This is a genomic window from Ruminococcus sp., from assembly GCF_024691275.1.
Classification (GTDB): domain Bacteria; phylum Bacillota; class Clostridia; order Oscillospirales; family Ruminococcaceae; genus Ruminococcus.
On sequence record NZ_JAILNU010000084.1, the window covers coordinates 1 to 18,906 of the forward strand.

20 protein-coding genes are annotated in these 18,906 nt (G+C 44.8%); 17 read left to right on the top strand and 3 right to left on the bottom strand.

The features are described from left to right. Together K6G33_RS09695 and K6G33_RS09700 are read right to left on the bottom strand one after the other, a co-directional pair. Window positions 1-470 (bottom strand): AAA family ATPase (locus K6G33_RS09695; RefSeq protein WP_296778850.1); only part of this gene is annotated, 470 nt, incomplete at its 3' end. 728 nt (window positions 471-1,198) lie between these two features. Further along, on the bottom strand, window positions 1,199-1,642 hold the full coding sequence (locus tag K6G33_RS09700; protein WP_296778853.1) for a hypothetical protein: 444 nt from the start codon (window positions 1,640-1,642) through the stop codon (window positions 1,199-1,201). A 239-nt stretch (window positions 1,643-1,881) separates the two neighbouring features. Between K6G33_RS09700 and K6G33_RS09705 the strand changes: the two genes are divergently transcribed. The 12 genes from K6G33_RS09705 (at window position 1,882) to cysK (ending at window position 12,684) form a co-directional block, all read left to right on the top strand. Next, window positions 1,882-2,826, top strand: coding sequence for a serine acetyltransferase (locus K6G33_RS09705; RefSeq protein ID WP_296778856.1), 945 nt, complete (start codon window positions 1,882-1,884; stop codon window positions 2,824-2,826). 186 nt (window positions 2,827-3,012) lie between these two features. After that, window positions 3,013-4,470 carry a molybdopterin-synthase adenylyltransferase MoeB gene (gene moeB, locus K6G33_RS09710; protein WP_296778857.1) on the top strand — a complete coding sequence of 486 codons (1,458 nt, stop codon included), beginning with the start codon at window positions 3,013-3,015 and terminating at the stop codon, window positions 4,468-4,470. A gap of 207 nt (window positions 4,471-4,677) precedes the next feature. Continuing rightward, on the top strand, window positions 4,678-5,631 hold the full coding sequence (locus K6G33_RS09715) for a family 2A encapsulin nanocompartment shell protein (protein ID WP_296778859.1): 954 nt from the start codon (window positions 4,678-4,680) through the stop codon (window positions 5,629-5,631). Further along, complete coding sequence (locus K6G33_RS09720; RefSeq protein WP_296778860.1) at window positions 5,618-7,336, top strand: cysteine desulfurase; 1,719 nt, start codon at window positions 5,618-5,620, stop codon at window positions 7,334-7,336. The genes K6G33_RS09715 and K6G33_RS09720 overlap by 14 nt, the downstream gene beginning before the upstream one ends. Before the next feature lie 80 nt (window positions 7,337-7,416). Beyond that, the gene (locus K6G33_RS09725) at window positions 7,417-8,643 is read left to right on the top strand and encodes an O-acetylhomoserine aminocarboxypropyltransferase/cysteine synthase family protein (protein ID WP_296778863.1); all 1,227 of its coding nucleotides are present in this window, start codon (window positions 7,417-7,419) and stop codon (window positions 8,641-8,643) included. 12 nt (window positions 8,644-8,655) lie between these two features. After that, a complete protein-coding gene (locus K6G33_RS09730; protein ID WP_173450367.1) occupies window positions 8,656-8,901 on the top strand; it encodes a sulfurtransferase TusA family protein in 246 nt (81 codons plus the stop codon). Between the two features lies 1 nt (window position 8,902). Next, window positions 8,903-9,220: a thioredoxin domain-containing protein gene (locus tag K6G33_RS09735; protein WP_296778867.1), complete on the top strand. Its 318-nt coding sequence runs from the start codon at window positions 8,903-8,905 to the stop codon at window positions 9,218-9,220. A gap of 13 nt (window positions 9,221-9,233) precedes the next feature. Beyond that, the gene (thiS, locus tag K6G33_RS09740; RefSeq protein WP_173450369.1) at window positions 9,234-9,440 is read left to right on the top strand and encodes a sulfur carrier protein ThiS; all 207 of its coding nucleotides are present in this window, start codon (window positions 9,234-9,236) and stop codon (window positions 9,438-9,440) included. Further along, window positions 9,440-10,252: a molybdopterin-synthase adenylyltransferase MoeB gene (locus K6G33_RS09745; protein WP_296581585.1), complete on the top strand. Its 813-nt coding sequence runs from the start codon at window positions 9,440-9,442 to the stop codon at window positions 10,250-10,252. Before thiS ends, K6G33_RS09745 begins: the two co-directional genes overlap by 1 nt. After that, the gene (locus tag K6G33_RS09750; protein ID WP_296778870.1) at window positions 10,249-10,662 is read left to right on the top strand and encodes a M67 family metallopeptidase; all 414 of its coding nucleotides are present in this window, start codon (window positions 10,249-10,251) and stop codon (window positions 10,660-10,662) included. The genes K6G33_RS09745 and K6G33_RS09750 overlap by 4 nt, the downstream gene beginning before the upstream one ends. 4 nt (window positions 10,663-10,666) lie before the next feature. Further along, window positions 10,667-11,575, top strand: coding sequence for an FAD-dependent oxidoreductase (locus tag K6G33_RS09755; RefSeq protein WP_296778874.1), 909 nt, complete (start codon window positions 10,667-10,669; stop codon window positions 11,573-11,575). Window positions 11,576-11,751: 176 nt separating this feature from the next. Next, window positions 11,752-12,684, top strand: a complete 933-nt coding sequence (gene cysK / locus K6G33_RS09760) for a cysteine synthase A (RefSeq protein ID WP_296778876.1) — start codon at window positions 11,752-11,754, stop codon at window positions 12,682-12,684. 101 nt (window positions 12,685-12,785) lie between these two features. On the opposite strand, the gene K6G33_RS09765 is transcribed toward cysK, so the two are convergent. Next, the gene (locus K6G33_RS09765) at window positions 12,786-13,232 is read right to left on the bottom strand and encodes an Rrf2 family transcriptional regulator (protein ID WP_296778878.1); all 447 of its coding nucleotides are present in this window, start codon (window positions 13,230-13,232) and stop codon (window positions 12,786-12,788) included. 810 nt (window positions 13,233-14,042) lie between these two features. On the opposite strand from K6G33_RS09765, the gene K6G33_RS09770 reads away from it, so the two are divergent. Genes K6G33_RS09770 through K6G33_RS09790 form a run of 5 tightly spaced genes read left to right on the top strand, consistent with a single transcriptional unit; the run spans window position 14,043 to window position 18,903 of the window. Then, window positions 14,043-15,254, top strand: a complete 1,212-nt coding sequence (locus K6G33_RS09770) for a DegT/DnrJ/EryC1/StrS aminotransferase family protein (RefSeq protein WP_296778881.1) — start codon at window positions 14,043-14,045, stop codon at window positions 15,252-15,254. A gap of 17 nt (window positions 15,255-15,271) precedes the next feature. Next, window positions 15,272-15,901, top strand: a complete 630-nt coding sequence (locus K6G33_RS09775) for a sugar transferase (RefSeq protein ID WP_296778883.1) — start codon at window positions 15,272-15,274, stop codon at window positions 15,899-15,901. A 23-nt stretch (window positions 15,902-15,924) separates the two neighbouring features. Continuing rightward, the gene (locus K6G33_RS09780) at window positions 15,925-17,109 is read left to right on the top strand and encodes an ATP-grasp domain-containing protein (protein ID WP_296778886.1); all 1,185 of its coding nucleotides are present in this window, start codon (window positions 15,925-15,927) and stop codon (window positions 17,107-17,109) included. A 6-nt stretch (window positions 17,110-17,115) separates the two neighbouring features. Beyond that, on the top strand, window positions 17,116-17,754 hold the full coding sequence (locus tag K6G33_RS09785) for an acetyltransferase (protein ID WP_173450321.1): 639 nt from the start codon (window positions 17,116-17,118) through the stop codon (window positions 17,752-17,754). A gap of 12 nt (window positions 17,755-17,766) precedes the next feature. Next, on the top strand, window positions 17,767-18,903 hold the full coding sequence (locus tag K6G33_RS09790; protein WP_296778889.1) for a glycosyltransferase family 4 protein: 1,137 nt from the start codon (window positions 17,767-17,769) through the stop codon (window positions 18,901-18,903). Window positions 18,904-18,906 lie beyond the last annotated feature (3 nt).

An 18,906-nucleotide genomic window follows, 5' to 3' on the forward strand; every position in this document is an offset into this window, starting at 1 on the left:
GCGTATATACCGTCAACGATCTGATACGCAGCCTTTGTATCGAAGCTGCTGATACCAACAATAGGAAAACCGCCGTACTGAACATATTCATCAAATACGTCTCTTGCCTGAGACACATCTTTATTCTTGAAAGTCAGGTACTCACGAAGCGAAAGAGTATATACAGGGATCGTCACATATCTTCCAGTGAGGTATGTAGATATCTCACTCGACATCAGCTTGCTGTTTGAACCGGTGACATATATATCAACATCGCTGTTTTCAAGAAGGTCGTTAATGACCTTCTCCCAACCTTTAATTTCCTGTAATTCATCAAGAAGCAGATAGCATCGTCCTTTGCCGGATATATCATTTTTCAGGTCAGAATACATATCCTTTGCTGAAAAATCTTCATACATGATTTCGTTGTATCTGCGTTCAATGATGTTTTCTTTTGAAGATCCGTGCTTTATGAGCTCATCAGCTACCATTTCAAGTATAGTGGATTTACCGCAGCGACGAACTCAGGCGAGTATCTTAACAATTGGAGAGTCTATAAACGGCTCTATTGCGTTAATATAATCAGGTCTGAGTATCATAGTATCACTTCCTTTTTATCAATATACCATAAATAGTTGCAAGTGTCAAGACGTTTTTTCGGTATAGAAGAAAAAAGTCTTAAAAGTAATCTGAACTTTCGACATTATAGAAGCTTTAGGAGAATGTCAAGGGATCAGACAGATTATTCCTAAATAATATTATCTGTTAAGAGATAAGTTTATGCGTTTAAAAAAGAGAAGCCTCCACTGGGAGGCTATGATAATCAATAAAATGATAAAAAAATGATATCGGGCTCTTAAAACAGGGAAATAATGTTGAAAAATATGTACAAGTTCGGGTCAAATCAAGTGTGGAAAATCTGTGGAAAAATCGTTTTATTCATCGCCCGAAACGGCGATATATCGGCGAAAACGTGGCATCGCTGATTGGGCTGCCGTGGCAAACAAACATAACCTTTATCATAGGTCTAAACCTCCGTATTTTGCCGTGATTTGCGCAGTTCTTGGGGCTTTTCCGGGCTTACTACCAATTTGGCAGAAAGTGGCGAAAATGGCAAAATCGGGCAAGATTTTGCAAACTGCGGACACCGTTATTAGTAAAATAGTAGTAAAAATCGGGGTGTTTTACTACTAAGGATTTTGAGTAGTATTCTTTACACTTAATCCATACGTCTATATTTATATAGTTTCAAAGAGTCAAATTCGTCTTTTTGCAAGTGCTTCCTGACGCCTAAAAGCCCTAACAAACGATTGACTGTTCCGTCTCCGTCCATAGGTTCGCCTTTCATCTCACCATTTTCAAAAATCACACCTGCTTGCGTTCCGTATCCGCCAAAGTAATCTGTTTCCATATAAAGAAGCTGACCTTTGAGCGATTTTTCTTTTAAGAAGCAGATAACGGAATCCGTAAGGTAGTTCAAATGCGGATAGTTGCTGGTATTCTCTATATCCACAAGTTCTTCTATATCATCAAACAAATTGTCATTCAGAAATATGAGCGCATAGTCTTGAGGAAGGCATATCATCTCAGCATATACCCAGCCGTCTACAATCGGTTGAATGATATGTGTTTTTCCAATGATTGTTCTGATCATATGTCCCATAGATTAACCCCGCCTTCTTTTTCGTTCCATACAATTATACCATAATCCTTCTAATTCATCAAGTCAAAAAAGTGTCGGAAATCAGCAGCGGCAATTGATGAGGTTTATAACCAATAATAAAAAAGCAGTATATTGATCTGTATTGACTTTATTATTTCGTAATCATATAATTATAGTATGGATTGCTTGATGCTATGATCTATACTTTATAACGATTTTGGCGAAAGGAGAAATGAAAATTGGGAATAGTAGAAGAAAATGTTAATGGCGTTGTCAATGACCTGCTCGATGACTACGAGAAGGGAAAGGCTATAGATAAGGTCAGAATATTCAATCACCCCGACAAAGAAGTGATAATTGACATTCTTTCAAGCCTCAGAAAGGTGATCTTCCCGGGCTATTTCAGAAATGGCTCTATAAAGGTATATACACTCAGAAACAACCTCTCAATGCTTATCGAGGACGTTATTTTCAAGCTGACCAAACAGATAACGATCGTTCTCGGCGGCGATATTAAAAATGATGACGGCATAACTGAAAAAGCTGAGAGTATAAGTCTCGAATTCGTAAGAAGACTCCGCAAAATCAGAGAATTCATCGAGACAGATGTTCAGGCGGCTTTCGACGGAGACCCCGCAGCTTACAGCAAGGACGAGATAATCTATTCTTATCCCGGCCTTTTTGCGATACTCATAAACAGGATAGCGCATGAACTGTTTATCCTCGGTGTACCCGTAATACCGCGTATGATGACGGAATATGCTCACAGTGAGACAGGTGTGGATATACACCCAGGTGCTACCATAGGAAAATACTTTTTCATAGATCACGGAACAGGTATAGTTATTGGCGAAACCACTGTTATTGGCGATAACGTGAAAATATATCAGGGCGTGACACTCGGCGCTCTGTCTACAAGAGGCGGACAGGCTCTGAAAAGCAAAAAGCGTCACCCAACTATTGAGGACAATGTTACTATTTATTCGGGAGCTTCTATACTCGGCGGAGATACTGTCATCGGAAAGAATGTTGTTATCGGCGGAAATGCATTCATCACTCATTCTGTCCCCGATGGTGCAAAGGTAAGCGTTAAAAATCAGGAGCTGAGATACAATTATGACGCTTCAAAGCCTGTTGAAAGAGTTGAAATCGTGGACGATGACAGCTGGTTCTACATCATCTGAACTCGAAAATATTTCAGCTATAGAAAACAACTATAACTGATACTAAGTTATTTGTCAGCCCCAGCTATTGATTTCTTTGTCACATTATGCTATAATACAGACATTGATATTGTACATAAAAACCATAGTAAATAAATATGAATAATATGTTATTTACCTGATAAATAAATCAATGGAGGGTAACAAATGGCAGTTACAGTAGTTATACCAACAACTCTCAGGCTCTTTACCGAGCACAGATCTGAAATAGAACTCAAAGGAAAAACAGTGGGCGAGATACTTACTCTCCTCTCAGAAGAATATCCGGAAACAAAAAAGGCACTTTATGACGAAGAGGGTCAGCTCAGAGCGTTTATTAATGTATTTGTAAATGATGAGAATATCAGAGACCTTAATGAGTTCGATACAGAAGTCAAGGACGGCGACGAAATTATCCTTATCCCCGCTATTGCAGGAGGTTCGGGCGTTGAGAGCGTTCTCGGCGACAGAAAGGGAGAAAAGCTCACAAATGATGAGATAAACCGCTACAGCCGCCACCTTCTTTTGCAGGAGATCGGCGTAAAAGGTCAGAAAAGACTTAAAGCTGCAAAGGTCCTTATCGTTGGTGCAGGCGGTCTCGGAACTCCACTCGCTCAGTACCTTGCAGCAGCAGGTGTCGGTACTATCGGTATCATCGACAACGATGAGGTCGAGGAGTCAAATCTCCAGCGTCAGGTAATGCACGGCACAAGAGATATCGGCAGACCAAAGGTCGCTTCCGCTAAGGACAGTATTCGCCAGATCAATCCGCTTGTAAAAGTTGAAACATATAATATGCGCCTTACAGCCGAAAATGCTGAGAGCATCATTTCCGAATACGACGTTGTTGCTGATGCTTCGGACAACTATCCTACACGCTATCTTGTAAATGATACCTGCGTACTTCTGGGAAAGCCCGATGTTTTCGGCGCAATGTACCAGTTTGAAGGACAGGTCTCGGTCTACTATGCTAAGGAGGGCCCGTGCTACAGATGTATGTACCCTGCACCGCCCCCGGCAGGACTTGTTCCCTCGTGTGCAATGGGCGGAGTTGTCGGCGTTCTTCCAGGCGTTATCGGTACCTTGCAGGCTAATGAGGTTATAAAACTCATCGTTGGCGGCGGCAAGAACCTCATAGGCAGAGTTGTCACCTTCGACGCTTGGAACCTTAAATGGCGTGAACTGAAAATACATAAGAATGACAGCTGCCCTATATGCGGAAAAAATCATTCCATTACCGAGATAGAGGATTTTGATTATGAGGATTTCTGCGGTCTTACTCAGCAAAAGGAGAAAGAAGCAGCAGTCGAGGGCATTGAGCCGAAAGAGCTTAAACGCCGCATTGATGAGGGTGAAAAGATAACCATTGTCGATGTCCGCGAACCTCATGAAAGAGCTATCGCAAAGTTTCCCGAGGCTATAGTTATCCCAATCGGTCAGCTTGAAAGACGACAGAAGGAGCTGGATACTTCTGTTGATACTGTCTTTGTATGCAAAGAGGGCAAGAGAAGCATACTCGCTGTGAATACTCTGCGCGAGGCAGGCTATACGGGGCCCCTTTACAATATGAAGGGCGGCACGAACGCATGGGCAAGGGAAGTCGATAAGGATTTCCCTATATATTGATTATAAGACAGATGAGCCTTTGAAAATATACGATCGAATACCTTTCGGTCGTATATTTTGCCATACAAAAACTTACTAAATCTGTCTGTAATATATGTATAATAGTGAATGACAGAATACGTTTACTATTTATTGTTTTGCACAGAGCAAACGTAAGTGAGCGTATGTGCGGGACAATTCAAATCTACATTAATGGAGGTAGACATTATGTCTAAAGAACCCAAAAATGACACCATAGTTGCTCTCGGCAAAAAGGCTGCTTATAACCTTGCCGACGTTAACAAAACAAGACCACAGTACGGTGCTCTCACTCCGAAGTGGATCACAAAGGTCCTCGAATTCAAGGGCCTTGATTCAGGTATTTACAGAATAAATAAGGTTAAAGAGGGAGAAACTCCTCTTGACGTTCTTTGCAGCGTTGAGAAGAAGTCTGACATAATCCCTCAGGGCTATGTTGAGTATGAGGAAGATCCGAGAGAGCTTCAGCTCGCTTCTATCTCAACTATCATCAACGTAAACACAGCTGTTGCTGATGTATACGGTTCACCATACGATCAGGTAAAGGAACAGCTCGACCTCGCTATCGAAAGCCTTCGTGAGCGTCAGGAGAGCCAGCTCATCAATAACGATGATTACGGTCTCCTCAAGAATGTTCCTGATTCACAGCGTATCCAGACAAGAAACGGCGCTCCTACACCTGATGACCTCGACGAGCTCATCACAAAGGTATGGAAAGAGCCTTCATTCTTCCTTGCTCACCCAAGAGCTATCGCTGCATTTGAGAGAGAATGTACAAAGAGAGGCGTACCGCCCGTTACAACTAATATCGCAGGCGGCACATTCATCTGCTGGAGAGGTATCCCGATCATTCCTACAGACAAGCTCCTCGTTGACGGTCTCAAGAATCCAAAGAGCAAGAGCGGCAAAACAAATATCCTTCTCGTTCGTACAGGTGAGGCTAAGAGAGGCGTTATCGGTCTTTTCCAGCGTAATCTGAAAAATGAACAGTCAAGAGGACTTTCTGTTCGTTTCAGAGGTATTGACGATAAGGGCGTTGCTTCTTATCTGCTTTCACTCTACTGCTCGGCAGCTATTCTCTCAGACGACGCTATCGCTGTTCTCGAGGATGTCGAGGTAGGTGAATACTATGACTACGACTAATTACGGCATACCTTCTGAGTCAGAGCTTGAGAACCTCGCAAATTCACTGTTTCCCGATTTCGACGCAGAGCGCTGTGCAGGCGGGATCGCTGCACTTGCAGCAAGCGGCGATACCTCCGTTATCAATGACGCTGTGAACAAGGCAGCTTCATATGGCGGCGGTACTAACTACGCTTCGTCCGCAGAACAGGTTTTCAGCGGCTATGGCAGTATTTCAGAGTTTGAGCAGATAGCCAATGAGTATAACGGCGGCTACGGCAGTGCTTCTGAGTACGAGCAGGCAGCAGACAGCTACGGTGCTTCACCTGTAGTAGGAGCTGCTCAGCAGTACAGCACTTTCGATACATATTCTGCTCCTCAGGAGCAGCCCACATCGGGCGGCTATGCTCCTGTCGTTCTCTCTCAGGGACAGGCTGACAGCTACGTTCCAAAAAATACTCATCAGGCAGCTGCTCCAAGCGTTCCTACAGTAAAGTCTGACAGCCAGATAATCGTAGGAACAAAGACTCTCGCTCAGATCAGAAATGATTTCCCTATACTTAGCGAAAAGATAAACGGTCACGACCTCGTATGGCTCGACAACGGCGCTACCACACAGCGTCCACAGCAGGTCATCGACAGACTGAGCTATTATTATACTCATGAGAACTCCAATGTTCACAGAGGTGCTCATGAACTCGCTGCTCGTTCCACCGACGCATACGAGAATGCAAGACAGATCACTGCCGACTTCCTCGGTGCGCCTTCAAAGGACAATATCGTTTTCGTAAGAGGTACAACTGAGGCTATAAATCTTGTTGCCAATGCATATGTAAAACCTCTTCTTCAGCCAGGCGACGAGATAATCCTCACAATGCTGGAGCATCATGCGAATATCGTTCCATGGCAGATCATATGCGAGGAAACAGGCGCTGTCATCAAGGTAGTTCCTGTTGACAAGAGCGGTCAGCTCATTATATCAGAGTACGAAAAGCTCTTTACAAGAAGGACTAAATTCGTTTCAGCAACTCACGTTTCCAATGCGCTGGGTACTGTTACTCCTATCGAGGAGCTTGTTGCTATCGCTCACGCTCACGGTGTACGCATACTCATCGACGGTGCGCAGTCTGTGGCTCATATCCCTGTTAATGTTACTGCTCTGGATACGGATTTCTTCGTATTCTCGGGACATAAGATATTTGCTCCTACAGGCATCGGTGCTGTATACGGCAAGTCCGATGTTCTCGAAGCTGCAAGACCTTACCACGGCGGCGGAAATATGATAAAGGACGTTACTTTCGAGCGTACTATCTACAATCCAGCTCCGAACAAGTTTGAGGCAGGTACAGGAAGCATCGCAGACGCAGTTGGTCTCGGTGCAGCTCTCGAATACCTCAACGCTATCGGTATGACAGAGGTCAACCGCCATGAGCATGAGCTCCTGGTATACGCTATGAAGGAAATGCAGAAGATAAACGGTCTGCACCTCATAGGCACAGCTACAAACAAGGCAAGCGTACTTTCATTCGTGCTTGATGGCGTTGGCAACGAAGCTGTCGGTCAGCGTCTTAACGAGCTGGGCATAGCTGTACGCACGGGTCATCACTGTGCTCAGCCTATACTCCGCCATTTCGGACTTGAAGGAACTGTACGTCCAACACTTGCACTTTATAATTCATTCAATGATATTGACAGACTTGTTCAGGGAATAAGAACACTTGCGTAATTCAGAACTTGTTCTCATATTTACAGGACGGCATTATACCGTCCTGTAAAACATTTATATTGACAAAGCGTGGTGATACAATGAAATTCAATACATCTTTGCTTCACAATTCAAAATTCAACGGCGAAGATAAAGGAGCAACTCTCCCTCCGCTTTATCAGGTCAGTGCATTTGCCTGTGAATCGGCAGAACAGCTTGAAAAGGTGTTCAACAACAAAGCGGCAGGCTTTTCGTATACAAGAGTGGGAAATCCCACAGTCAGCGCCTTTGAGAACCGTATAGCCGCACTCGAAGGCGGTATAGGAGCAGTTGCCTGTTCATCGGGAATGGCTGCAATAACCGCAGTCCTTCTAAATATACTTCGTTCAGGGGACGAGGTCATAGTCAGCACGGGACTCTTCGGCGGTACTATCGACCTTTTCAATGACCTTAAAGCTTTCGGCATTACAGCTCATTTCCTTGAAGCTATAACCTATGATACCGTGACAGCTGCGGCAAATGAGAATACTAAGGCTGTTTTTACTGAGCTTATCGGCAACCCTAAACTCGATGTTGTTGACCTTGACAGCGTTTCAAAGGCTTGCAGTGAGAAAAGGATCCCTCTTATAGTTGACAGCACTACGGTAACTCCCTACATCATAAATCCGCTGAAGCACGGCGCTGATATAGTCGTTCATTCATCGTCAAAGTATATCAACGGCAGCGGAAATTCCATCAGCGGCATCATCGTTGACAGCGGCAGATTCAAATGGGATACGGAAAGGTATCCGGGATTTGAGAATTATGTGAAATTCGGACCGTTTGCGTTCCTTTCAAAGCTGAGGAACGGCTTATGGCGCAATACAGGCGGCTGTCTTTCGCCGTTCAATGCATATATGAATATAGTCGGACTCGAAACCCTCGGTCTGCGTATGGAGCGCTGCTGCGACAACGCACTGAAGCTCGCGGAATTTTTTGAGTCCCTTGACAATATACAGGTGAACTATCCTGCGCTTACGTCTTCTCCTTATTATGAGCTTGTGCAGAGAGAGCTTTCGGGAAAAGGCGGAGCTATCGTTACTATCAGAGCAGGCAGCAAGGAAAAAGCCTTCAAGCTTATGGACAGTATTGAATTTGCTTCTGTAGCCACCAATATAGGTGATGTCCGAACCCTTGTGATACACCCTGCAAGCACCATCTATACTCACAATACCGAGCAGCAGCGTATAAGTGCGGGAGTATATGACGATACTATACGCATAAGCGTTGGTATAGAAGATATAGACGATCTTATCGAAGATTTCAGACAGGCGACAGAGCGCCTGTAAAGGAGGATAAATATGGCTGATTTCAATATTACTGATTCGATCGACATCACTGATGTCAATTGCCCTATAACTTTTGTTAAGGCAAAGATCGCTCTTGAGGAGCTCGATGACGGAGATATCCTCTCCATTAAACTCAACGATGGTGAGCCCGTTCAGAACGTCCCTAAGAGCATCAAGGAAGAAGGACACAAGGTGCTCAGCCTTTCAGATAACGGCGACGGTACATTTGAACTTATCGTGCAGAAGGTCGGTGACTGATATGCCTGCAATGATTAGCAATGCCGAATTCGACAGCGAGGTCCTGGGCTCAGAGCTGCCCGTACTTGCTGATTTCTATTCGGACAGCTGCATACCCTGCAAGCGTATGTCGCCTATACTGAGCCAGCTTGAAGCAGAATATGCAGACAAGATCAAAATTGTGAAAATAAACACAAACTTCGAGAAGGAGCTTGTGGAAAAATACAGTATATTAGCCGCTCCGACGCTTATCCTCTTCAAGAACGGTGAGGAAGTTTCACGTATCAGAGGTGCGGCAAAAAAAGACGATATAATAACTCTTATAGATCAGACTATTTAAGGAGCGTATAAATATGAATATAACAGTTGCAGGAGTAAAAAAGGAAGTTGCAGACGGACTTACCGTTGCACAGCTCGTAATTGACGAAAAGGTGGAAACACCTGAATACGTAACTGTCACTATCAACGATGATTTCGTGGATCACGGTCAGTTCGAGGGTACTGTTCTCAAGGACGGCGATACAGTAGAATTCTTATACTTTATGGGAGGCGGTCAGTAATGGCATTTACAAATGAACAGATCGAACGCTATTCACGTCACATAATCCTTAAAGAGGTCGGAGCAAAGGGACAGAAGAAGCTCCTTAACGCGAAAGTCCTCGTGATCGGAGCAGGCGGTCTCGGCGCTCCTGTTGCTATGTATCTTGCAGCAGCAGGTATCGGCACTATAGGTATTGCGGACGCTGATGAGGTAGATCTCTCTAATCTCCAGAGACAGATCATCCACCAGACAAAGGACGTTGGTAAGCCGAAGGTACAGTCCGCAAAGGAAACTATGGAGGCTATGAACCCTGATGTCAAGGTCATAACTTACCACGAGTTCATCACCAGCGAGAATATCCTCGATATCATCAAGGACTATGACTTCATTATCGACGGTACCGATAATTTCCCTGCAAAGTTCCTCATCAATGACGCTTGCGTAATGGCTAAGAAGCCTTTCTCACACGCAGGTATAATCCGTTTTCAGGGACAGCTCATGACATATGTCCCCGGTCAGGGTCCGTGCTACCGCTGTGTATTCAAAGAACCACCTCCGAAGGACGCTGTACCTACCTGCAAGCAGGCTGGCGTTATCGGTGCAATGGGCGGCGTTATCGGCAGTCTTCAGGCTATGGAGGCTGTTAAGTATATCCTCGGAGTAGGCGATCTCCTCACAGGTTATCTCCTCACTTATGATGCTCTCAAAATGCAGTTCAGAAAGGTAAAGCTCCCCAGCGATACCCATAACTGCGCTGTATGCGGCGATAACCCCACAATAACAGAGCTCATCGACTACGAACAGGCAGAATGTGACGGTGTTGGTCTATGATTAAACTCAATCAAAGCGATTACGATAAAATAGTTGCTCACGCAAAAAGCGAAGCTCCCGTAGAAGCCTGCGGACTTATTGCAGGCGAGCTGAACGGCGATGACAAGATAGTGAAAAAGGTCTATATCCTCACAAATGTCGATCATGCAGATGAGCATTTTACCCTTGACCCGAAAGAGCAGCTCTTTGCCGTTAAGGATATGAGAGCAAACGGGCTCACTCCTCTCGGCAACTGGCACTCTCACCCTGTTTCGCCGTCACGCCCTTCCGATGAGGACAAAAGACTTGCCTACGACAGCAGTGCGAGCTACCTTATACTCTCGCTTATGGACGAGGAGCCTGTTCTCAATTCCTTCCATATCGAGGGCGATAAGTCCGAGAAGGAAGAGCTTGTTATAGTACAGGACTGATGGTATGTTGTATGATGTGATTATTCTCGGCAGCGGCCCTGCGGGACTGTCTGCTGCTGTTTACGCGAGCCGCGCAGGACTGAGCTTTGCGGTTGTCGAAAAGGAGTACATGGGTACGGGACAGATCGCCTATACCGAACAGGTGGATAACTACCTCGGATATTTCGGGATTGACGGTTTCTCTCTCGGTGAAAAATTCCGCGAACACGCAGAGGCTTTGGGTACCGCATTCATCGACGGCGAAGTTACTGAGCTGTCGAAAAATGAAAACGTCTGGAAGATCAGGCTTGCCAACGGAAATTCCTTCGAGTCAAAGACTGTGATATATGCTCTCGGCGCTTCACCTAAGAAGCTCGGCATTGCTGGCGAAGAAAAACTCTCAGGCAGGGGCGTTTCCTATTGTGCCATCTGCGACGGAGCTTTCTTTGCGGAAAAGACCGTCACTGTCATAGGCGGCGGAGATACTGCGCTGGGAGATGCTCTGTATCTCTCGAAAACCGCGGAAAAGGTCTATATCATGCACCGCCGCGGAAAGTTCAGAGCCAATGCTGCACTTGTGAAAAAGGCGGAAGAAACTGCGAATATCGAGTTCGTCCTCGAAGCTCTCCCGACTGAGATAAAAGGGGAAGATTCGGTAACGGGAATTAAGTATTCTCAGAACGGTTCGGAAAAACTGCTCAGTACAGACGGAGTGTTCGCCGCTGTGGGATCGCTGCCTAATACAGCATTGCTCAGAAGTATTGCCGAGCTTGATGAAAGCGGCTATATCATCGCAGGTGAAAGCTGCATCACTTCGGCTGAAGGCTTATTTGCAGCAGGTGATGTGCGTACAAAGACTGTCCGTCAGGTCATAACAGCTGCCGCAGACGGTGCAAATGCCGTAGTATCGGCATTGGACTATATCAGCAAATAATTCTGTATGCACAGGCTGTGAGGTCTGTGCATTTTTGTTTCCTGAGTTATAGACGCAACCTATAACTCAGGATAAATAAATACAATTAAAAAAGGTATTGCATTTTTACATGGCATGGTATATAATATACTTAACAGATAGGAATTATAGTTTACTATCAGAAGGAGGAAATTATTATGTCAAAAATTTATAAAGGTGCAACCGGCCTTATCGGTAATACTCCTCTTGTGGAGTTCACAAATATTGAAAAGTCTCAGGGCATTGAAGCAACTGTGCTCGCTAAGCTCGAATACTTCAATCCCGCAGGAAGCGTTAAGGACAGGATCGCTCTTGCTATGATCGAGGACGCTGAAAAAAGAGGAGTTCTCAAGAAGGGCGCAACTATCATTGAGCCTACGTCAGGTAATACAGGTATCGGTCTTGCTTCAATAGCTGCCGCAAAGGGCTATAAGATAATCCTTACAATGCCTGAGACCATGAGCGTTGAGAGAAGAAATATCTTAAAGGCTTATGGCGCAGAGATCGTTCTTACTGAAGGCTCAAAGGGCATGAAGGGCGCTATCGCTAAGGCTGAGGAGCTTGCAAAGGAAACTCCGAACAGCTTTGTTCCTGAGCAGTTCGAGAATCCTGCAAACCCTGAGATACACAGACTTACAACAGGTCCTGAGGTATGGAACGATACCGACGGAAAGGTAGATATCTTTATTGCAGGTGTAGGTACAGGCGGTACTGTAACAGGTACAGGTGAATACCTCAAGTCCAAGAACCCGAATGTTAAGGTCGTTGCAGTTGAGCCTGAAGATTCTCCTGTTCTTTCAAAGGGAACAGCAGGTCCGCACAAGATACAGGGTATCGGTGCAGGATTTGTTCCAAAGACTCTCAATACAGACGTTTACGACGAGGTTATCGCAGTTTCCAATGAGGATTCATTTGAGACTTCAAAGCTCATCGCAAAGCAGGAGGGCGTTCTTGTTGGTATCTCATCAGGTGCTGCTTACTATGCAGCATTAGAGCTCGCAAAGAGACCTGAGAACAAGGGCAAGACTATCGTTGCACTTCTTCCTGACAGCGGTGACAGATACTATTCAACACCTCTTTTCAACGACTGATAAGCATTAACAGCTCAGACTTCATAGGTCTGAGCTGTTTTGTATTTGTATGTGCAGAAAAATTCCCGAAGATTTTTTGATATCTTCGGGATACTTCTTATTTATATATAGTACATTGGTTCGATCTGACCGATCTGCTTTTCTGTAAATCTATCCGCAAGATCTTTCAGGGTAAGGTTCAGTGAGAACTTCTGAAGATATTCGTTGACAGGCGTCCAAAGACATTCGGATATTGTTTCAGTTGCCGTCGGCTCAAGCTGATCGTTGAATACAGAAGGCGCAAATATCGTATCATCGAGGGCATTTACGATCTCGTTGATAGTTATATCGGCAGGATCACGGGCAAGAGCATAACCGCCGCCTGAACCTTTGACACTTTTCAGAAAATCAGCGTGTTTCAGAAGCGGGACGATCTGTTCAAGGTATTTTGCTGAAATATTATTGCGCTTGGACACTGCGTTAAGCTTTACTATATTATTGCCTTTTGAATTAACGGCAATATCTATAAGAGCAATAATTCCACATTCGACCTTTGATGATACTCTCATTTTATTCAGCTCCTTTATTTTTATAATTCCTATCAGTATAATAAGTATAACATAAAAGCTGAATTATTTCAAGTATTTTTGCTATAAAATTTGTTTATAAAAAGTAATAGGCAGGTAATTAATCTGCCCGAAACTTAAAGAAGCTCGGCAGAGCGTATTTTATCGGCATTTGCTTGAGTTGCTGCCCGCAGATGCCTTGCCATCGTTTGTTATATTATATCATTTTTTCGACTGATCGGCAAGAGGATTAATAAATAAACGTATTTAAGGTAAATTATCTGTATATACATATATTTATTCATATGTATTATTATCCATATTGTATAAGTGCTCGTGCTATTTTAACAATGAACTAAGTGATAATTTTGTGAAAAATGCCAAAAATAATTAGAGGGCTATATTTACCCGATTTTTCCGCTTGCTTTTTTTATTTATAAAGGTTATAATTGAATCGTATAGGGCTTGACCATATACATTTAAAATTAATAAAAAATTTTGTTCAATAAGATCTGCCTGCATTTGTTTTACGGTATGTCTATGAAGCACGTCCCCCGAAGTCACGGCTTTATACCGCGCGGTATCCACTTTGACCGCTCCGATCGTAACGGCTTGTTCAGCAGACCAATTTATTATTATTGAAAACATCGGTCGTCTGCGTATTTGGCAGTAATGATGCTGAATATACGGGCGGCAGTATTCTGTCTGTGCGTTTTTACAGGCATATCCGGGGTATTGTCGTTTATTATGAACGCTTTTTATAAGCGTAAGCAAAGAGTGATTTCTTAATTAATATTTAGGAGATGTAATTTAATGAGTTCAACACAAAAGAGAGCAATCCCGTTCAGTCCCCCCGATATCAGTGAGGCTGAGGTAAATGAGGTTTGTGAAGCCCTTCGTTCAGGCTGGATAACTACAGGCCCGAGAACAAAGCAGCTCGAAAGAGAAATAGCTGAGTTCACAGGCGTGGAGAGAGCTGTATGCCTTAATTCCCAGACTGCCTGTGCTGAAATGGCACTGCGTACCCTCGGTATCGGCGAGGGCGATGAGGTCATTGTTCCTGCGTATACCTACACCGCATCTGCTTCTGTTGTATGTCATGTGGGCGCAAAGCTTGTCCTTGTTGATGTGCAGAAGGACCGCCTTGAAATGGATTATGACGCTCTTGAGAAGGCTATAACCGAAAAGACAAAGGCTATTATCCCTGTTGACCTTGCAGGTATCCCTTGCGATTATGACAGGATATTCAGCATCGTTGAGGCTGAAAAGAACCTGTTCAAGCCTGCAAACAAGATCCAGGAAGCTATCGGCAGGATCGCTGTATGCGCAGATACAGCTCACGCTTTCGGTGCTTCATGGCATGAAAAAAAAGTAGGTTCTATCGCTGATTTCTCGTCCTTCTCCTTCCATGCGGTAAAGAACTTCACCACTGCTGAGGGCGGCGCTCTCACATGGAATAATATCAGCGGCATCGACAATGAGGAGATCTACCACCAGCTTCAGCTCCTCAGTCTCCACGGTCAGAGCAAGGACGCTCTTGCAAAGACTCAGCTCGGTGCATGGGAGTACGATATCATAGGTACATGGTATAAGTGCAACATGACAGATGTGGCTGCTGCTATGGGTCTTGCACAGATGAAGCGCTATCCCGCTATGCTCGAAAGAAGAAAAGAGATCATCGGCAGATATGATGCAGCTCTGAAGCCGCTCGGTGTTGAAACTCTCAATCACTATTCTGACGATCATCAGTCATCGGGTCATCTTTACCTTACAAGGATCCCCGGCATCAACGCCGAAAAGCGTTCCGATATCATCATTAAAATGGCTGAACAGGGCGTTTCCTGCAATGTTCATTACAAACCGCTCCCGATGCATACCGCTTATAAGAATATGGGCTTCGATATCAATGATTACCCGAATTCTTATAATATGTTTGCAAATGAGATAACCCTCCCGCTTCATACCTGCCTTACAGATGAAGATGTGGAATACGTTATAAACTGCTATAAAACAATATTAAAGTAAGAGGTTGAGACTGTACTATGTATGAGAAGTATCTGAAAAGATGTTTGGATCTGTTTTTTAGCATTCTGGCACTTCCGATTTTCTGCCTTGTGTTTATCGTGATCGCGCCGCTGATATTTATTGACGATCCCGGTCCGATATTCTACAATGCTCCGAGACTTGGCAAAAACGGCAAGATCTTCAAGATGTATAAGTTCAGGAGCATGAAGGTAAATTCTCCTGATATCAGAAACAGCGACGGTTCTACATATAACGGCGAAAACGATCCGCGTGTAACAAGAATGGGACGTATCCTCAGAAAGACAAGCCTTGATGAGGTGCCTCAGTTCCTTAACGTTCTCTGCGGCGATATGAGCATCATCGGTCCCCGTGCTCATCTGACAACTAAATTCAAGGGCATGAAGTCACTCACTCCAAAGGAGCGCAAGAGACTCCGCGTTCGTCCCGGTATTACAGGATATAATCAGGCATACTACAGAAATACTGTCTCCGCTGAGCAGAAGATCGACAACGATAACTATTATGTGGATCATATCTCGCTGGCACTTGATGTCAAGATCCTGTTCAAGACCATTGATTCTGTGCTCCATCAGGAAAACATCTATGTTACACCCGAGATAAAAAACGGCAATAACAATTCAAAGTAATAAAGTTTGACGGAGATAAGCAAATGAAAAAAGTTCTTATTATAGGTGCGTCCATCCTTCAGCTCCCTGCCATCAAAAAGGCTAAGGAGATGGGCGCGTATGTCGGCGTTGTTGACTATAATCCCGAAGCTGTCGGCATAAAGTTCGCAGACGAATTCTTTAACGTAAGTACAATAGATATCGAAGGCGTTGCTGAGGTCGCTGCTTCGTTCAAGCCCGACGGCATCATGACCCTTGCGACCGATATGCCTATGCGCTCTATCGCAGCAGCCTGCGAAAAGCTGGGCCTGCACGGCATATCTTTCGATACTGCCGTAAAATCTACGGATAAGGGCGAGATGATACGCGCCTTCGAGGAAAATAATGTTGAACACCCGTGGTTCTTCATCATCGGCGATGAGGCTGAGTTCGAGAAAAATATCAGCAGCATCTCTTACCCTTGCATCATGAAGCCTACAGATAATTCAGGCAGCCGCGGTGTTGTCCTTGCACATAATGAGGAGGAACTGAAAGCCGAGTACGGCTACTCAAAGAGCTCCTCTCGCGGCGGCGGTGTCATAATCGAGGAGTATCTTGAAGGCAATGAGGTCAGTGTCGAGGTCATGGTGGTAAGCGGTGAACCTACCGTGCTCCAGATAACTGACAAGCTTACCACAGGTGCTCCGCATTTTGTTGAAATGGGTCACAGCCAGCCGAGCCGCCTGCCTGCCGATACTCAGGCAGCTATCCGCGACCTCGCTTCAAGAGCGGCAAAGGCTGTCGGTATTCAGGACGGCCCTGCACACGTTGAGATAATGGTGACAAAGACCGGTCCGAAAATGATAGAGCTCGGTGCGAGAATGGGCGGCGACTGCATCACTACACACCTCGTTCCGCTGTCAACAGGCATTGACATGGTAAAGGCTACGCTTCAGATCGCCTGCGGTGAACCTGCCGATATAACCAAGAAGTTCGACAAGGGCAGCGCGATAAGATACTTCAATGTTCCTGCGGGTACTATAAAGAGCATCGAGGGCGCTGAGACTGCCGAAAAGATAGAAGGCATAAAAGAAATATCATTCGTCAAGAATGTCGGCGATAAGGTCGGCAGTATCGACAGCAGCACGGATCGCGTCGGATTCGTTATCGCTCAGGCTGAAACGAGCGAAGAAGCAGTAAGTATCTGCGAAAAGGCTATCAAGGCTATAACTATTACAATAGAGGAGTAATATTATATGAAGGATTTGATTATCGTAGGCGCAGGCGGAATGGCAAGAAAGGTCTTCACTTTTCTGCGCAGATTGAATGAGAGCGAAAAAAAATGGAATATCATCGGCTGTATTGATGATAATCAGAACGCTCTGGACGGCGTTAAGTTTGACCTCGGCATCATCGGAACTATTTCCGACTGGCAGCCAACTGAGGATCAGGTCTTTGTAATGGGGATCTCTGACCCTAAGCTCAAGCACAAGATATCGGACATGATGCTTGCAAAGGGCGCAAAATTTGAGACTATCGTTTCTCCTGAAGTAATTATGGGAGATTATGTCGAGATAGGTGAGGGAAGCGTTATCCTTACTCCTTATAACGTTGAAAGCGGTGCCAAGATCGGCAGATTCGTTACCCTTCTCGGTTCTACTATCGCTCTTGACGGAGTTATCGGCGATTATTCGACTACAGCAGGCTTTGCTAACCTTACTAATGCCAAGATCGGCAAGGAGGTCTACGTGGGAAGCCATGCTGTCCTCGTTGAGAACATTACTGTCGGCGACGGCGCTTTCGTAAGCGTCGGAAGCATCGTTCTGAAGGACGTTAAGCCAAATGAGCAGGTATTCGGCTATCCTGCAAGAGTTGTCGGAAGGAAAGACAATTAAGGTGTTTTTGAAATGAAAGTTTTAGTTATCGGTAGAGCATATCCTGAAGTTTCAACAGGTATGAACGGTATATTTGAGTACGAACAGGCAAGCGGTCTGAGAAAAATGAAGCTCAACGTTTCATATATCTGGAGCGATGTCCGTTCTATCAAATATCAGAAGAAGATAAAAAAGACCGAAAAAGTGGAAAACGGTATCAGACTGGTGGGTTATAACCTCCCTATCGGCGGCATAAGCGCAAAGATACTTCACCGCATACAGATGTTCCTGCTGAAAAAAGCCTTCAAGGACGCTATGATCGCAGCAGGTACTCCCGATGTGGTGCATATCCATTTCCCGCTGCTTACGGTTGATACTGAATTTATAAAGTATGTCAAGAGCCTTGGCTGCAAGGTCGTAGTTACCGAGCACTGGACAAGGATTCTCGAAAAGAGGATAACCGACGCTCAGGCTAAGACCCTGAAGGATATCGCGGAGGAGGCTGACAGCATCATATGCGTCAGCGAAGATCTGAAAAACAGCGTTGCGGATTATATTGACCCGAAAAACTGCGATAAGCTCATTGTTATCCCAAATATGGTCGCTGAGTGCTTCTCGTATCATGAGAATAAAAACAGCGACGGTAAGTTCGTATTTCTGTATTCGGGCAGGCTCAGAAAGCCTAAGAGATGCGATCTCCTTATTAAGGCTTTTGAAAAGGCGTTCCCGAATAAGAATGAAAAGGTCGAGCTCATCATTGCCGGCGACGGTCTTGAGCGCGAGGCTCTCGAAAAGCTTAAAGAAGAGTATCACGACAGCAGGATAGTCTTCAAGGGCTTCGTCAAGCGCGAAAAAATGAGCGAGCTTTACAGAAAAGCCGATATCTATGTGTCCGCAAGTGCACTTGAGACCTTCGGCGTTCCGTTTGCTGAGGCGTGGATGTGCGGCAGACCTGTAATATGCGCGGATAACTCTCCGATACTGCCATACCTCGAAGAAATGAAGAATGGCATATCATTTAAGACAGATGACGTTGAGTCGCTGAAAACTGCTCTGCTTACAATGTACGAAAAATGCAGTTCCTTTGACGGAAAAGCAATTTCCGAAAAGGCAAGTGAGATCTTCTCACAGCAGGCTGTTATTACAAAAGTTAAAGACGTTTTAAAGTGAATT

What these genes read in the sequence shown, in the direction of transcription:
- cysK (WP_296778876.1), top strand. Translation starts at nt 11,752, where the DNA reads ATGTCAAAAATTTATAAAGGTGCAACCGGCCTTATCGGTAATACTCCT.
- K6G33_RS09775 (WP_296778883.1), top strand. Translation starts at nt 15,272, where the DNA reads ATGTATGAGAAGTATCTGAAAAGATGTTTGGATCTGTTTTTTAGCATT.
- K6G33_RS09715 (WP_296778859.1), top strand. Translation starts at nt 4,678, where the DNA reads ATGTCTAAAGAACCCAAAAATGACACCATAGTTGCTCTCGGCAAAAAG.
- K6G33_RS09790 (WP_296778889.1), top strand. Translation starts at nt 17,767, where the DNA reads ATGAAAGTTTTAGTTATCGGTAGAGCATATCCTGAAGTTTCAACAGGT.
- K6G33_RS09750 (WP_296778870.1), top strand. Translation starts at nt 10,249, where the DNA reads ATGATTAAACTCAATCAAAGCGATTACGATAAAATAGTTGCTCACGCA.
- thiS (WP_173450369.1), top strand. Translation starts at nt 9,234, where the DNA reads ATGAATATAACAGTTGCAGGAGTAAAAAAGGAAGTTGCAGACGGACTT.
- K6G33_RS09785 (WP_173450321.1), top strand. Translation starts at nt 17,116, where the DNA reads ATGAAGGATTTGATTATCGTAGGCGCAGGCGGAATGGCAAGAAAGGTC.
- moeB (WP_296778857.1), top strand. Translation starts at nt 3,013, where the DNA reads ATGGCAGTTACAGTAGTTATACCAACAACTCTCAGGCTCTTTACCGAG.
- K6G33_RS09725 (WP_296778863.1), top strand. Translation starts at nt 7,417, where the DNA reads ATGAAATTCAATACATCTTTGCTTCACAATTCAAAATTCAACGGCGAA.
- K6G33_RS09720 (WP_296778860.1), top strand. Translation starts at nt 5,618, where the DNA reads ATGACTACGACTAATTACGGCATACCTTCTGAGTCAGAGCTTGAGAAC.
- K6G33_RS09745 (WP_296581585.1), top strand. Translation starts at nt 9,440, where the DNA reads ATGGCATTTACAAATGAACAGATCGAACGCTATTCACGTCACATAATC.
- K6G33_RS09780 (WP_296778886.1), top strand. Translation starts at nt 15,925, where the DNA reads ATGAAAAAAGTTCTTATTATAGGTGCGTCCATCCTTCAGCTCCCTGCC.
- K6G33_RS09735 (WP_296778867.1), top strand. Translation starts at nt 8,903, where the DNA reads ATGCCTGCAATGATTAGCAATGCCGAATTCGACAGCGAGGTCCTGGGC.
- K6G33_RS09755 (WP_296778874.1), top strand. Translation starts at nt 10,667, where the DNA reads ATGTTGTATGATGTGATTATTCTCGGCAGCGGCCCTGCGGGACTGTCT.
- K6G33_RS09700 (WP_296778853.1), bottom strand. Translation starts at nt 1,642, where the DNA reads ATGGGACATATGATCAGAACAATCATTGGAAAAACACATATCATTCAA.
- K6G33_RS09765 (WP_296778878.1), bottom strand. Translation starts at nt 13,232, where the DNA reads ATGAGAGTATCATCAAAGGTCGAATGTGGAATTATTGCTCTTATAGAT.
- K6G33_RS09730 (WP_173450367.1), top strand. Translation starts at nt 8,656, where the DNA reads ATGGCTGATTTCAATATTACTGATTCGATCGACATCACTGATGTCAAT.
- K6G33_RS09770 (WP_296778881.1), top strand. Translation starts at nt 14,043, where the DNA reads ATGAGTTCAACACAAAAGAGAGCAATCCCGTTCAGTCCCCCCGATATC.